General features: G+C 68.1%; 18 protein-coding genes. 12 read left to right on the forward strand and 6 right to left on the reverse strand.

Going from position 1 to position 12328, the window contains the following annotated elements; genetic code table 11:
* Positions 1–35: 35 nt before the first annotated feature.
* On the reverse strand, positions 36–443 hold the full coding sequence (locus tag IE302_RS08285; protein WP_191253482.1) for a VOC family protein: 408 nt from the start codon (positions 441–443) through the stop codon (positions 36–38).
* Between the two features lie 312 nt (positions 444–755).
* Between IE302_RS08285 and IE302_RS08290 the strand changes: the two genes are divergently transcribed.
* Positions 756–1235 carry a DUF2975 domain-containing protein gene (locus tag IE302_RS08290; RefSeq protein WP_191253484.1) on the forward strand — a complete coding sequence of 160 codons (480 nt, stop codon included), beginning with the start codon at positions 756–758 and terminating at the stop codon, positions 1233–1235.
* Positions 1235–1450, forward strand: coding sequence for a helix-turn-helix domain-containing protein (locus IE302_RS08295; RefSeq protein WP_093937082.1), 216 nt, complete (start codon positions 1235–1237; stop codon positions 1448–1450). Before IE302_RS08290 ends, IE302_RS08295 begins: the two co-directional genes overlap by 1 nt.
* Here IE302_RS08295 and IE302_RS08300 read toward each other — a convergent pair.
* A complete protein-coding gene (locus IE302_RS08300) occupies positions 1447–2763 on the reverse strand; it encodes a cytochrome P450 (RefSeq protein WP_191253493.1) in 1317 nt (438 codons plus the stop codon). The genes IE302_RS08295 and IE302_RS08300 overlap by 4 nt on opposite strands.
* A 72-nt stretch (positions 2764–2835) precedes the next feature.
* Here IE302_RS08300 and IE302_RS08305 point away from each other — a divergent pair, with 72 nt between their 5' ends.
* Positions 2836–3453: a UdgX family uracil-DNA binding protein gene (locus IE302_RS08305; RefSeq protein WP_191253495.1), complete on the forward strand. Its 618-nt coding sequence runs from the start codon at positions 2836–2838 to the stop codon at positions 3451–3453.
* A 1-nt stretch (position 3454) separates the two neighbouring features.
* On the opposite strand, the gene IE302_RS08310 is transcribed toward IE302_RS08305, so the two are convergent.
* Both IE302_RS08310 and IE302_RS08315 read right to left on the reverse strand, forming a co-directional pair.
* A complete protein-coding gene (locus IE302_RS08310) occupies positions 3455–3646 on the reverse strand; it encodes a hypothetical protein (protein WP_191253497.1) in 192 nt (63 codons plus the stop codon).
* Positions 3647–3764: 118 nt separating this feature from the next.
* On the reverse strand, positions 3765–4727 hold the full coding sequence (locus IE302_RS08315) for a TIGR03557 family F420-dependent LLM class oxidoreductase (RefSeq protein WP_191253499.1): 963 nt from the start codon (positions 4725–4727) through the stop codon (positions 3765–3767).
* 110 nt (positions 4728–4837) lie between these two features.
* Between IE302_RS08315 and IE302_RS08320 the strand changes: the two genes are divergently transcribed.
* The 3 genes from IE302_RS08320 (at position 4838) to IE302_RS08330 (ending at position 6472) form a co-directional block, all read left to right on the forward strand.
* On the forward strand, positions 4838–5170 hold the full coding sequence (locus IE302_RS08320; RefSeq protein WP_191253501.1) for a plasmid stabilization protein: 333 nt from the start codon (positions 4838–4840) through the stop codon (positions 5168–5170).
* A gap of 64 nt (positions 5171–5234) precedes the next feature.
* Complete coding sequence (locus tag IE302_RS08325; protein ID WP_191253502.1) at positions 5235–5687, forward strand: ATP-binding protein; 453 nt, start codon at positions 5235–5237, stop codon at positions 5685–5687.
* Complete coding sequence (locus tag IE302_RS08330) at positions 5684–6472, forward strand: SigB/SigF/SigG family RNA polymerase sigma factor (RefSeq protein WP_191253504.1); 789 nt, start codon at positions 5684–5686, stop codon at positions 6470–6472. The genes IE302_RS08325 and IE302_RS08330 overlap by 4 nt, the downstream gene beginning before the upstream one ends.
* Positions 6473–6558: 86 nt before the next feature.
* Here IE302_RS08330 and IE302_RS08335 read toward each other — a convergent pair whose 3' ends face one another.
* The gene (locus IE302_RS08335; protein WP_191253506.1) at positions 6559–7023 is read right to left on the reverse strand and encodes a hypothetical protein; all 465 of its coding nucleotides are present in this window, start codon (positions 7021–7023) and stop codon (positions 6559–6561) included.
* Positions 7024–7118: 95 nt separating this feature from the next.
* On the reverse strand, positions 7119–7580 hold the full coding sequence (locus IE302_RS08340; RefSeq protein WP_191253508.1) for an SRPBCC family protein: 462 nt from the start codon (positions 7578–7580) through the stop codon (positions 7119–7121).
* 136 nt (positions 7581–7716) lie between these two features.
* On the opposite strand from IE302_RS08340, the gene IE302_RS08345 reads away from it, so the two are divergent.
* From IE302_RS08345 to IE302_RS08370, 6 genes are read left to right on the forward strand one after another with little or no spacing between them, the layout of a single operon-like run.
* On the forward strand, positions 7717–8130 hold the full coding sequence (locus IE302_RS08345) for a phage holin family protein (protein WP_191253510.1): 414 nt from the start codon (positions 7717–7719) through the stop codon (positions 8128–8130).
* Positions 8127–8432 (forward strand): DUF3618 domain-containing protein, encoded by a 306-nt coding sequence (locus IE302_RS08350; RefSeq protein ID WP_191253512.1) that lies wholly within the window; start codon positions 8127–8129, stop codon positions 8430–8432. The genes IE302_RS08345 and IE302_RS08350 overlap by 4 nt, the downstream gene beginning before the upstream one ends.
* On the forward strand, positions 8429–8695 hold the full coding sequence (locus IE302_RS08355; protein ID WP_093937072.1) for a DUF4235 domain-containing protein: 267 nt from the start codon (positions 8429–8431) through the stop codon (positions 8693–8695). The genes IE302_RS08350 and IE302_RS08355 overlap by 4 nt, the downstream gene beginning before the upstream one ends.
* Positions 8696–8697: 2 nt before the next feature.
* Positions 8698–9993: an NAD(P)/FAD-dependent oxidoreductase gene (locus tag IE302_RS08360; RefSeq protein WP_191253514.1), complete on the forward strand. Its 1296-nt coding sequence runs from the start codon at positions 8698–8700 to the stop codon at positions 9991–9993.
* Between the two features lie 9 nt (positions 9994–10002).
* Positions 10003–10506: a hypothetical protein gene (locus IE302_RS08365; RefSeq protein WP_191253515.1), complete on the forward strand. Its 504-nt coding sequence runs from the start codon at positions 10003–10005 to the stop codon at positions 10504–10506.
* Positions 10507–10535: 29 nt separating this feature from the next.
* A complete protein-coding gene (locus IE302_RS08370) occupies positions 10536–12326 on the forward strand; it encodes a thiamine pyrophosphate-requiring protein (RefSeq protein WP_191253516.1) in 1791 nt (596 codons plus the stop codon).
* Positions 12327–12328 lie beyond the last annotated feature (2 nt).

Raw genomic sequence — 12328 nt, forward strand, 5'->3', positions numbered from 1 at the left:
GAGCTTCGACCCGGATCGGACAGGGCCGGAATGCCCTAGGACTGGACGACGTTCACCATCCACAGGATGCCGAACTTGTCGGCACAGGCGCCGAATTCGTCACCCCACATCTGCTTTTCGAACGGGACCGAAACTGTGCCCTCCGCGGAGAGTTTCTCCCAGTACCCGCGCAATTCCTCGCCGTCATCACCACTGAGGCTGACCGAAACATTCGTACCGGGACGGTGTTCCATTCCCGGCGGCGTGTCCGACGCCATGATCGTGTAGCCGCTCGGCGATTCGAGCTGGCCGTGCATGATCTGGTCCTCCACCGGCGAACCCGCCATACCGGACTCGCCGAACGTGTTCAGCTTCAGTTCTCCGCCGAACACCGACTTGTAGAACTCCATGGCCTGCCGGGCGTCACCGGCGAAGCTGAGGTAAGGATTGAGACGGCTAGCCACTGAAACGCTCCTTCGGTTCGGGACACGAGCATCCTGGCAGACACCTCCGGACACGACAATGTCCGCACTACGGCCGGGTGAATTCCTTCGCGTATCGGAAATTCAACCCCGTTCACTGGCGCGGTGAGCAATTCTCCATTACCTCCCGGCAGCCGAATCAACCCTGTCGCGAAAGCCGCTTTGCCGCCCCCGAGAGTGCCATGACTCCCCAGCCGGCCAAGCCGGCCGAGCGAGCCACTCGACCGAGCCAGCCGAACCGATCCTCGATAACTGTCGATTGACTTTCGATAGATAAGGCTCGATACTCGATCCATGTTCACGGCACAGCGGGCAGTCGCGCCGCTCAGAATGTTCCTCGTGGTGCTGTTCGGGATCCTCGTCCTGTTCCAGACCATGTCGCTGCCCGGGCAGTTCGCGTACCTGGCGCGACACGACCCGGAAATGGCCTACCTTCGCTGGCCCGCCACGGCGGTCTCCGTCTTCTGGGTGCTGTGCGTCCAGGTGGTGATCGTCGCCACCTGGCAGCTGCTCACTCTGGTAAAACGCGACCGGATTTTCACCGAGGCGTCCCTGAAGTGGGTGGACGCCATCGTGTGGTCGATCCTCGCCGGCTGGCTGGTGCTGGCGGGCGTGTTCCTCTACGTCGGCTTCAATGCCGACGACCCGGCCCTGCCACTGCTGTTGTTCTTGGCGTTGACCGGCGGCGCCGTACTGTTCTTCCTCATGATCGTGTTGCGCACGCTGCTGCGGCAGGCCACCTCGCTGCGTTCCGACCTGGAACAGGTGATCTGATGCCGATCGTCGTCCGCATCGACGTCGAACTGGCCAAACGCAAGATGAGTGTCGGCGAATTCGCCGAACTCGTCGGGCTCACCCCGGCGAACGTGGCGGTGCTGAAGAACGGCCGGGCCAAGGCTGTCCGGTTCAGCACGCTGGAAGCGATGTGCCGGGTTCTCGGCTGCCAGCCCGGCGACCTGCTCGAATGGGTCGACGAGGAGACGGCCTAGGTCAAGGCCGCGAACTTCAGGTGGAAGTTGTCCAGCGTCGCGGGCAACGGCCGTTCCGGGCCGAGGACGGCACCGGCGAGCAGCTCGAAACGGCGACCGTGGATCAGGTGCGCGAGCATCGTGCTGGCGCAGAACAGCACCAGGTCCCGGCCCGGGCAGATGGCAGGCCCGGCGCTGAAGGGGACCAGCGCGGGATTGGCCGCCGCGCTGCCGTCCAGCCAGATCCCGGGTTCGAACCGGTCGGCGTAGGACAGGCGTTCCGGATCGCGGTGGAAGAACGGGGTGAAGATCAGGATCGTCGTCCCCGCCGGACCCCAGGGAGTCTTCGCCGTGCTCTCGCGCAACAAGGCGGGGGTGGTCGGCCACAGCCGGACCGATTCGAGGGCGCAGGCACGCAGGTACGGGAACTGGTTCGGCGCGGTCAGGTCGGCGGTGGCGACCTCTTCGGCGGCGCGTTCCAGCGCTGCGGGGTGAGTGGCGAGCAACGCGAGCGCGCGGAAGGTGACGATCCCCGCGGCGTCGAAGGCGAAGAGCCAGTGCGCGACCTGGTCGGCGATGACCTCCATGGTCCGCTCGCCGGACGGGCCCACCGACGCGATGGCCTCGGCCAGGCTCCCCGGCTCAGCCCGTTCCAGATGACCGATGAGCCGGGTACGGAACTGGTCGTGGAGCCGGTCCCGCCGGGGGTGCGCGTATGCCCAGTTCGCGTCTTTGCGCAGGCGGGCGAGCGCGTCGGTGAGGCCGTCATCGTCCACCGCGGACTCGCCGAGGGTGATCCGGCGGACCAGCCGCCACCAGGCGACGTTGAAGGTGTCCCAATCCAGCGTGCCGCGCTGCCGCAGCGAAGCCGCTTCCTCGCCGATCGCCGCGGCGAAGGGGACTGCGAGGTCGTGGAGCGGGCGGCCGGGTTCGAGAACGTCTTCGTTGAAGCGGCGGCGGGGCGGCCGGTCCGTCGCGTCCGAGATCAGGACGCCGTGCGGCTGGAAGTGCCCCAGCGCCGCCCGCTTCTCCTTGGTCGACGGGCTGAACGGGACCGGCGCGGCGGCGAGCACCTCGGCCACGTCTTCACCGGACAGCGCAAGATCGATCGAACGGCCGGGCACCCGCAGCCGCAGCGGCCCCGCGCCGTATCGGGTCCGAAGCCGGCGCAGCAGCTGCACGGCGGGCCGGTCCAGCTGGAGTTTCTGCGCCGCGGCCAGTCCCAGCGGACGCCGTTTGATCACCCCGCCCGCGAGCGTGGGCAGCACGACCCGCAGTGCGACACGGATGGTGTCCCGGACGGAAGCGATGGCAGGTTCGGTGGTGGTCGCCATACAGCCCGGCTACCCGGCTCGGTGGACGCGTAACCCGGTTTGTCCAGGGCCTGGGAAGGGAACCCGAGCGCCATGGCGACCAAGGCACCCGGAGCGGACCCTCCCGACACCGCCGACCTGGGCGAGCTCCGTTCGGCGGCGTCCGGCTGCCGCGGCTGCGACCTTCATCGCGACGCGACCCAGACCGTCTTCGGTGAAGGACCCCGCGAGGCGGAGGTCATGGTGGTCGGCGAACAACCCGGCGACCAGGAGGATCGGGCAGGTGCCCCGTTCGTCGGGCCGGCCGGGCGGCTGCTCGACCGCGCTCTCGACGAGGCGGGTTTCGACCGCCGGACGATCTACGTCACCAACGCGGTCAAGCACTTCAAGTTCCAGCGCGACGAACGCGGCAAGCGGCGCATCCACAAGACGCCGTCGAAGACCGAGATCGTCGCCTGCCGCCCCTGGCTGCGCGCGGAGCTGGCGGCGGTCCATCCCGAGCTGCTGATCGTCCTCGGCGCAACGGCCGCGAAGACGCTGCTGGGTGACGATTTCCGCATCACCCGCAGCCGTGGCGAGAGGATCGAGCTACCCGAGTTCGACACCACTGCCGTCGCCACGGTCCACCCGTCGGCGGTACTGCGCGCGCCGGACCGCGACGAAGCCTACCGGGCCTTCGTCGCGGATCTCGTGGCAGCGCGCGGACGCTGAGTCAGGCCACTTCGGAGCTGCGGCCGCCGTCGTGCAGGCCGAGCATGTCCAGCAACGTCGCGCAGTCTTCGGCGCTCGTCGCCCGTGAAGCCACGGCGAGAGCGGCCTTGCGGCGAATGGCCTCCTGCTCCGGCGTGTCCTGGCCTTCCGGCAGCAGGTCGGGCACCGGGTGCAAGCCGAGTTCGTTCCTCATCGGTTCCCCCTTGGGTGAAGGACAACGTGTCGATCTGGTACCCGCGATCGCGGGTTTGAACACAGGTGTCCCCATTCGGAGGCGTGGAGACACGACAGCTTTACTCCGTCCGTGTGATTCAGCCCCGCAGCGCGGGGAGGAGGGTGTCCTCGGCGAACCGGAGGAAGCCTTCCTGCTGGTCCCCGCCGATCTGGATCAGCGCGAGGTCGGTGAAGCCCGCCGCCTCGAATTCGCCGGCCTGCTTCACGATCCCGTCGACGTCCGGCCCGCACGGGATGGCCGCCGCGACGTCCTCCGGTTTGACGAACTGGGTCGCCCCGGCGAACCCCGCGGGCCCCGGCAGTTCGGCGTTGACCTTCCAGCCGCCGCCGAACCAGCGGAACTGCTCGTGTGCCCGCCGGATCGCGGCGTCGCGGTCCTCACCCCAGGACACCGGCAGCTGGGCGATCTTCCTGGACGGCGGGCCGAGTTTGGTGGCGTCCCATTCGCGGCTGAGCGAGGCGTCCGGCTCCACCGCGATCATCGCGTCGGCCATCGGCGCGAACCGGGTCACCGACTGCGATCCGGACACCGCGACGCCGATCGGGACGCGCTGTTCCGGGAGATCCCAGAGTTTCGCCGAGTCCACCCGGAAGTGGTCACCCGCGTAGTTGAAGTACCCGCCGTCGAACAGGCCGCCGATGATCTGGACCGCTTCGGCGAGCATCTCGTGGCGGACGTTCGCCGGCGGCCAGCCGCGGCCGACGACGTGCTCGTTCAGGTTCTCCCCCGCGCCGAGCCCGAGGGTGAACCGGCCGTCCGACAAGGCCTGGACGGTCGCCGCCTTCTGCGCCACCACCGCCGGGTGATAGCGCATGGTCGGGCAGGTCACGAACGTCATCAGTTCGACCCGATCGGTGCTCTGGGTCACCGCCCCCAACACGCTCCAGGCGTACGGCGAATGGCCCTGCTCGTCCAGCCAGGGCGAGTAGTGGTCGCTCATCACCTCGAAGTCGAAACCTGCCTTCTCGGCCCCGGCGGCGTACCTCACCAGGTCTTTCGACCCGGCCTGTTCGGTCATGAGCGTGTAGCCGATGCGCATCGAACCCTCCTTCACGTCTGACCTCCGCGTACCCGGCCGTTCCCGGGATCAACCGGACGTTTATCCGGTGAATCGAACGGGGTACTTGCTCCGGGAAGAGAGGAGCCGCGATGCCCCAGCAGAGTTGGAGCGACAAACGAGAACGTCAGTACGAACACATCAAGGATTCGGCGAAGGACAGGGGCGCGAGCACCGACCGGGCCGAGGAGATCGCCGCGCGCACGGTGAACAAGAACCGCGCGCAGGCGGGCGAGTCCCGCGAGGCGAGCCGGACCTCCGTTCAGGACATGTCGCCGCAGCGGCGGGGTGGCAAGCGATCCGGCAACCGCCAGGGCCCGAACGGCCCGACCAAGGACCAGCTCTACAACGAAGCGAAGAAACGCGGCGTCAAGGGCAGGTCGAAGATGTCCAAAAAGGAGCTTCAGCGCGCCCTCGGCCGTTGATCACGCGTCCCGCGGCGGAACCCCGCCGCGGATTCTTCACGGCCACGGACGGATGGGTTTCGTAATGGATGCACAAGGACGGGGCGGTTTGACCCCGCAAACCCGGCCCCAGTCGGACGCGCTGTTCGACCGGGTCGAACTCTGCCTTCCGGCCGAAGCGGAGCAGATCCCGCTCGTCCGCACGCTCACCCACGGTGTGGTGGCCCGTGCGGATTTCGGCTTGGACGCCATTTCAGACGCGAAGATGGCCGTCGACGAAGCCTGTTCCCAGCTTGTCCAGCAGGCTGAACCCGGAGCTGTTCTTTGTTGTGTCTTTCACGAGGTACCGGAGGGGATCGCCGTCTCGATCTCCACGAGGACGGCGCGACCCTTCCTGCCGAGCGAGACGACGTTCGGCTGGCATGTCCTGACCACCTTGACCGGCTCGGTGGCGGCCCGATGCGAACCGATTCCCGGCGAACTGGGGGGTACGACGACGATCGAACTCGTCTTGGCCCCGGGAACGAGCGACGGGTGAGCGGGGAGCGTAAGACACTCACCCGGCAGGCGGACGACTACGCTCACTGCGAACCGCTCTTCGAGGAGCTGGCCTCCCTGCCGGAGGACTCGGTACGCCGCCAGGAGGTGCGCGGCCGCCTGGTCACCGAACTGCTGCCGCTCGCCGAGCACATCGCCACCCGGTTCTCCGGGCGGGGAGAACCCCGTGAGGACCTGGTCCAAGTCGCGCGGATCGGCTTGATCAACGCCGTCGACCGCTTCGACCCCGGCCGCGGGCACGACTTCCTGTCGTTCGCCGTGCCCACCGTCATGGGCGAGGTCCGGCGGCATTTCCGGGACACCGGCTGGTCGGTCCGGGTGCCGAGGCGGCTCAAGGAACTGCACGTCTCGCTCAGCCAGGGCACGGCCGCGCTGTCCCAGCGGCTCGGCCGCGCGCCGACCCCGACCGAACTCGCGGAGTACCTGGATCTCGACGTCAACGAGGTGCGCGAAGGACTTCTCGCCGGCCAGGCGTACCAGACGTTGTCCGTCGACAAGCCGGTGCACGACGACGCCTCCGAGGCTCTGTCCCTGGCCGACACGATCGGCGAGGAAGACCACGAAATGGCCTTGGTGGAGAACCACGAGGCGTTGCAACCGCTGCTGCGGGAACTCCCGAAGCGGGAACGCGCGATCCTCGTGATGCGGTTCTTCGGTGGGTACACGCAGACTCAGATCGCGGAACGGGTCGGCATCTCGCAGATGCACGTTTCGCGGCTTCTCGCACAGACGCTGGAACAGCTGCGAGGAAAGCTCTCGGAGTAGCCGCTCCCCCAAGACCGAAAGCGCGTGAAGGCCCCCTTCCCTCGGCTGAGTCGAGGGAAGGGGGCCTTCACGCGCTTTGAGCCGGCTTACGGCGTCGTGTACGGCGCCTGCTGTTCGATCGACGGGCTCGCGGCCGGGTAGCGGCCTTCCTGGCCGGGCACCGGCGTCACTGTCGTGCCCTGCTGCTCGGGCTCGACACGCTGCCTGGGGCGATTGATGACCGCTTCGGCCTCCTGCTCGCCGCGGATCCGCGAAAGCACGCTGAGCGTGATCGCGTGCGCGATGGCCAGGACCAGCAGCAGCACACCCAGCCTGCCCACCACACCCGGAAGGTCGCTGCCGCCGATGTCGATGGTCGACAGCAGCGCCAAAACGCCCAGGGTCCCGAGGTGGAACAGCACCGTCACGAGCCACGTCATGGACGCCCCGGCCGCGGGATCCCCGTGGGAACCCCGCAGGTAGCGCTTACCACTCTGGTAGATGATCAGACCGTCGAGCATGACCAGGGCCACCCCGATGACGAGGAAGGCCACGTATGCGTTGGTAGTCATGCCGGAACGCTCCCTTCGTTGTGGACCTCACCCCGACGAGTACCCGGATCCGCCCCTGGAAAACGCCGTCTTCCAGGGGCGGATCCGGATATGGGTCAGCTGCCGGGGCGGTCCACGTCACCGCGCCACGCGCCGGACTCGCGGCCGCGGCTCTCGATGAACTCCTTGAACCGCTTCATGTCGCCCTTGACCCGGCGGTCGAGCACACCGAGTTTGTCGGCGACGTTCTCGGCGAAGCCTTCCGGATCGATCTCCATCTGCGCCGTGACACGGGTCTTGTTGTCGTCCAGGCGATGGAAGGTGATGACGCCCGCGTGGTCGGGACCGGAGTCCGACGTCCACGCGACGCGCTCGTCGGGATGCTGTTCGGTGATGGTCGCGTCGAATTCCCGGCTCACACCACCGAACTTGGTCACCCAGTGGGTGTGAGTCGCGTCGATCTGACGGATCTCCTCGACACCTTCCATGAACTTCGGGAAGGTCTCGAACTGCGTCCACTGGTTGTACGCGGTCTTCACCGGGACTTCGACGTCCACCATTTCGGTGATCGTGCTCATGCATCCTCCTGTCGGTTGGGTGCTTTTCGAGCCGGCGCTCCTCGGCTACCCGACCCCCGGCGGGCCGAAACACACCGTGATTGACCGCCCGGACTGTCGGGTACCCGGCGGGCAGAACGCTCCGAGGAGGTGCTCCATGATCGAAGAAGCCCACCGGAAGCCGACCGGGGAAAAGTCGGTCGGCGAACTGGTCTCCGACCTGAGTGACGAGGTCAAACGCCTGGTGCGGGACGAAATGCGGCTGGCCGTGTTCGAACTGCAGGGCAAGGGCAAGCGGATGGGACTCGGCGCCGGGCTGTTCGGCGCGGCCGGGATCTTCGCGCTTTTCGGCCTGGCGACCCTGATCGCCGCCGTGGTGCTGGCACTCGCCCTGGTCATGCCGGCCTGGCTGGCGGCCGTGGTGACCGGCGCGGCACTGCTGCTGGTCGGTGGCCTTTCCGCCGTAGTCGGCAAGAAGGAAGTCACGAGCGCGACACCGCCGGTGCCGGAAGAGGCCATCGAAGGCGTCCGCGACGATGTCGACACCGTCAAACAAGGAGTGCGCTCATGACCGATTTTCCCAAGAACGCCGAGGAAGCCCGTACCGATCGCGACGTGACCCGCGAGGAGCTCACCGAGACCCTCGACGCGCTGGGCAAGAAGATGGACGTCAAGACGAGGGTCAACGACAACCTCGACGCCAAGGTGGACGAGGCAAGCGCCAAGATCTCCGAGAAGGTTTCCGAGCCCGCGGCGGAGAAGTTCCGTCAGGGCACCGATGTCGTCCGTGCGAATCCCCTTCCGATCTTCGCCGGTGCGCTCGCGCTGCTGGTGGCGATCCGGCTGATCCTGCGAAAGAGGTCTTCGTCGTGAACAAGGTTCTCTACAAACCGCTGAACATGGTCGTGAGCGCCGCGGGCGGGGTGCTCGCCGGGATCGCGTTCAAGCAGATCTGGAAACGCGTGAGCGGCGAAGAAGACGCTCCGAACGCCACGGACCGGGACTTCACCTGGACCCAGGTGATCGTCGCGGCGGCCGCGCAGGGCGCGATCTTCGGCGCGGTGAAGGCGGCCACCGAGCGCGCGGGCGCGGTCGGCTACCGCAAGGCGACCGGCGACTGGCCCACGAAGGACTGACGATGCGCGTAGTGATCATCGGGGGCGGGTTCGCGGGCTACAACGCCGCCAAGACCCTGCTCAAATCGGTGGACGAAGACACCGAGATCGTCGTGCTGAATCCGACCGACTACTTCCTCTATCTCCCCCTGCTGCCCGAAGTCGCCGCCGGGATCCTCGAACCGCGACGGATCTCGGTGTCCATCCCCGGCACCCTGCGCGGGGTACGCCTGGTGCTCGGCACCGCGACGTCGGTCGACTTCGACGGCCGCAGCGTGAGCTACCTCGACCCCGAAGACCGCGAGCACTCGATCGGCTACGACCGTCTCGTGCTCGCCGCCGGCAGCGTCAACAAGCTGCTGCCGATCCCCGGCGTCCCCGAGTACGCCCACGGCTTCCGCGGTCTGCCCGAGGCGCTCTATCTGCGGGATCACGTCACCCGGCAGATAGAACTCGCCGCCTCCGCGAAGGACCCGGCCGAACGCGACGCGCGCTGCACGTTCGTCGTGGTCGGCGCCGGGTACACCGGCACCGAGGTCGCCGCGCAGGGACCGGCGTTCACCGCCGCCCTCGCCGCCCGGCACCCCGAGCTGAACGGCCAGAAGATCCGCTGGCTGCTGCTGGACGTCGCCGACCGTGTCCTGCCGGAGCTGGACGAGCGGCTCGGCACCACCGCGGACGAGGTGCTGCGAGCTCGCGGCGTCGAGGTGCTGATGAAGACCTCGATCGACAACGCCGGCGCGAAGGAGGTCACGCTGACCTCCGGCGAAGCGGTGCCGACGCACACGCTGGTGTGGTGCGTCGGGGTCCGGCCGGATCCCCTGGTCGAGGCGCTGGGGCTGAAGACCGCCAAGGGCAGGCTCGTCGTGACAGCGCAGCTGAACGTCCCCGGGCGACGCGACGTCTACGCGTGCGGGGACGCGGCCGCCGTCCCGGATCTGACCAGGCCCGGCGAGTACACGCCGATGACCGCCCAGCACGCCGAACGACAGGGCAAACTCGCCGGACGGAACGTCGCCGCCTCGCTCGGGCACGGTTCGCACGGAACCTACCGGCATCACGATCTCGGCTTCGTCGTCGACCTCGGTGCCCATCAGGCCGCGGCGAATCCCTTGCACATCCCCCTTTCCGGGCTCGCCGCCAAGGCTGTCACGCGCGGATATCACCTGCTGGCCATGCCGGGGAACCGGGTACGCACCGCCGCCGACTGGGTGCTGGACGCGGTGACGAAGCGCCAGACCGTCCAATTGGGACTCGTCAGGTCGGCGTCGGTGCCGCTGGACACCGATTCTCCGGAACTGCCCCGTACGCATCGCTGAGGAGGGACCATGCCCGCCGAACCCGATCCCGTCCGCGCCGAGGGCCCGCCGGTGGTGAACGACGGCGAAGACATGGAGGCGAAGCTCCTGGTGCTCGACCCCGCGGGCGAGGGCAAGAACGGCGAGTTGCCGGCGACCTGGCGCCCGCTCGCGACCCGGCGGCGGATCATCTGGTGCAGGCTGCCGGTCGACGGCGCCCTCGGCCAGGCCGACGACCTGCTCGGTGACACGGAAACAGGCGACCCGCAGATCGACGTCGTGGCCGCCGGCGAAGCGGCCGAAGCCGCCCTTCGGCTGGCCGAACGCCACCCCGGCGCCGCGTCGCACGTCCTGCTGATCGACCCTGTGCCGGACGAGTCCTCCGAACTGGCCGATCGGGTGCGCGCCACCGGGACCGCGGTGAAAGTGCTCCCCCACAGCACCGGCGAACCGTACAACCGGGTCCCGCCGCCGCTGCCGCTCGGACATCCGGACGTCGTCGCCGGGATCGCCAAGATCCTCGAGGACGTTTAGCCGCCGAAAGCGGGCGGTATCCGCCGCCCATGAGCGAAACCGTTGCGGACCATGTCCTGGCCAGGCTGCGCGAGTGGAACGTCGAGCAGGTCTTCGCCTATCCCGGGGACGGGATCAACGGGCTGGTGACCGCGTTCGGCGCGGCGGGGAACGAACCTCGTTTCGTGCAGACGCGGCACGAGGAGATGGCGGCGTTCGCGGCCGTCGGCTACGCGAAGCTGAGCGGACGACCCGGCGTCTGCATGGCGACCTCCGGCCCTGGCGCGATCCACCTGCTCAACGGGCTCTACGACGCGAAACTCGACCACGTGCCGGTGGTGGCGATCGTCGGGCAGACGGCGCGCAGCGCGATGGGCGGCAGCTACCAGCAGGAAGTGGACCTCCAGGCGTTGTTCAAGGACGTCGCGAGCGAGTATCTCGTCGAGGTGAACGTCCCCGAACAGTTGCCGAACGCGCTCGACCGGGCCCTCCGCACGGCCATCGCCCAGCGCGCGCCCACGGCGCTGATCATCCCGGCGGATCTGCAGGAGGAGACTTATCAGCCGCCGCAGCACGAGTTCAAACACGTGCCGTCGTCCCCGCCGGATCATCCGCGGGCCAGCGTCATTCCGCCCGCCGACGAGGTGGCCCGCGCCGCGGAGGTGCTGAACGCGGGTGAGAAGGTCGCGATCCTGGTCGGACAGGGTGCGCGAAACGCCGTCACCGAGCTCCGCGAAGTCGCCGGGCTCACCGGCGCGGGTGTGGCGAAAGCGTTGCTTGGCAAGGATGTTCTGCCGGACGACTTGCCGTATGTCACCGGCTCCATCGGCCTGCTCGGCACACGGCCGACGTACGAGATGATGCGGGACTGCGACACGCTCCTGATCGTCGGTTCGAACATGCCGTACGCGCAGTTCCTGCCGGAATTCGGCCAGGCCCGCGCCGTGCAGATCGACATCGATCCCCGGTTCCTCGGGTTGCGCTACCCGACCGAGGTCAATCTGCTCGGCGACGCGAAAGGCACCTTGCAGCAGCTGATCCCGTTGCTGGAGAACAAAACCGACCGGGGCTGGCGGGAGCGGATCGAAAAGCAGGTCGGCGAGTGGCAGGAGACGGTGACCCGCCAGGCGATGCTGGAGGCGAACCCGGTCAACCCGATGCGGATCGTGCACGAGCTGTCCGAGCGGATTCCCGAGGACGCGATCGTCACCGCGGACTCCGGTTCCGCCACCAACTGGTACGCCAGGAATCTCCGGATGCACGGCCGGATGCGGGGCACGCTTTCCGGGACGCTGGCGACGATGGGATCCGGCGTCCCCTATGCGATCGGCGCCAAGTTCGCCCACCCCGACCGGCCGGTGATCGCGCTGGTCGGTGACGGTGCGATGCAGATGAACGGGCTGTCCGAGCTGCTGACCATCGCCCGGTACCGCGAACTGTGGGCCGACCAGCGCTGCGTCGTCTGCGTCTTCCACAACGGCGACCTGAACCAGGTCACCTGGGAACTGCGCGCCATGGGCGGAGCGCCGAAGTTCGAACCGTCGCAGAGCCTGCCGGAAGTGTCCTATGCGGACTTCGCCCTCGAGGTCGGCCTGGGCGGGATCGCCGTCGACGATCCCGCCCGGCTCGGCGAGGCGTGGGACGTCGCGCTGTCGGCCGACGTGCCGACCGTGCTCGACGTCCGCTGCGATCCCGAGGTGCCGCCGATCCCGCCGCACGCGACCTTCGAGCAGCTGAAGTCGATGACCGAAGCCGTCCTCAAGGGTGAGCCCGACGCCTGGCACCTGGTGACACAGGGGATCAAGACGAAGGTGCAGGAACTGCTGCCTTCACGGCGCTGAGG

Origin of the sequence: Amycolatopsis oliviviridis, assembly GCF_014654365.1 — a bacterium.
GTDB classification, from domain to species: domain Bacteria; phylum Actinomycetota; class Actinomycetes; order Mycobacteriales; family Pseudonocardiaceae; genus Amycolatopsis; species Amycolatopsis oliviviridis.

What these genes read in the sequence shown, in the direction of transcription:
- IE302_RS08325 (WP_191253502.1), top strand. Translation starts at nt 5,235, where the DNA reads ATGGATGCACAAGGACGGGGCGGTTTGACCCCGCAAACCCGGCCCCAG.
- IE302_RS08340 (WP_191253508.1), bottom strand. Translation starts at nt 7,580, where the DNA reads ATGAGCACGATCACCGAAATGGTGGACGTCGAAGTCCCGGTGAAGACC.
- IE302_RS08320 (WP_191253501.1), top strand. Translation starts at nt 4,838, where the DNA reads ATGCCCCAGCAGAGTTGGAGCGACAAACGAGAACGTCAGTACGAACAC.
- IE302_RS08315 (WP_191253499.1), bottom strand. Translation starts at nt 4,727, where the DNA reads ATGCGCATCGGCTACACGCTCATGACCGAACAGGCCGGGTCGAAAGAC.
- IE302_RS08350 (WP_191253512.1), top strand. Translation starts at nt 8,127, where the DNA reads ATGACCGATTTTCCCAAGAACGCCGAGGAAGCCCGTACCGATCGCGAC.
- IE302_RS08300 (WP_191253493.1), bottom strand. Translation starts at nt 2,763, where the DNA reads ATGGCGACCACCACCGAACCTGCCATCGCTTCCGTCCGGGACACCATC.
- IE302_RS08305 (WP_191253495.1), top strand. Translation starts at nt 2,836, where the DNA reads ATGGCGACCAAGGCACCCGGAGCGGACCCTCCCGACACCGCCGACCTG.
- IE302_RS08310 (WP_191253497.1), bottom strand. Translation starts at nt 3,646, where the DNA reads ATGAGGAACGAACTCGGCTTGCACCCGGTGCCCGACCTGCTGCCGGAA.
- IE302_RS08290 (WP_191253484.1), top strand. Translation starts at nt 756, where the DNA reads ATGTTCACGGCACAGCGGGCAGTCGCGCCGCTCAGAATGTTCCTCGTG.
- IE302_RS08335 (WP_191253506.1), bottom strand. Translation starts at nt 7,023, where the DNA reads ATGACTACCAACGCATACGTGGCCTTCCTCGTCATCGGGGTGGCCCTG.
- IE302_RS08360 (WP_191253514.1), top strand. Translation starts at nt 8,698, where the DNA reads ATGCGCGTAGTGATCATCGGGGGCGGGTTCGCGGGCTACAACGCCGCC.
- IE302_RS08295 (WP_093937082.1), top strand. Translation starts at nt 1,235, where the DNA reads ATGCCGATCGTCGTCCGCATCGACGTCGAACTGGCCAAACGCAAGATG.
- IE302_RS08370 (WP_191253516.1), top strand. Translation starts at nt 10,536, where the DNA reads ATGAGCGAAACCGTTGCGGACCATGTCCTGGCCAGGCTGCGCGAGTGG.
- IE302_RS08365 (WP_191253515.1), top strand. Translation starts at nt 10,003, where the DNA reads ATGCCCGCCGAACCCGATCCCGTCCGCGCCGAGGGCCCGCCGGTGGTG.
- IE302_RS08345 (WP_191253510.1), top strand. Translation starts at nt 7,717, where the DNA reads ATGATCGAAGAAGCCCACCGGAAGCCGACCGGGGAAAAGTCGGTCGGC.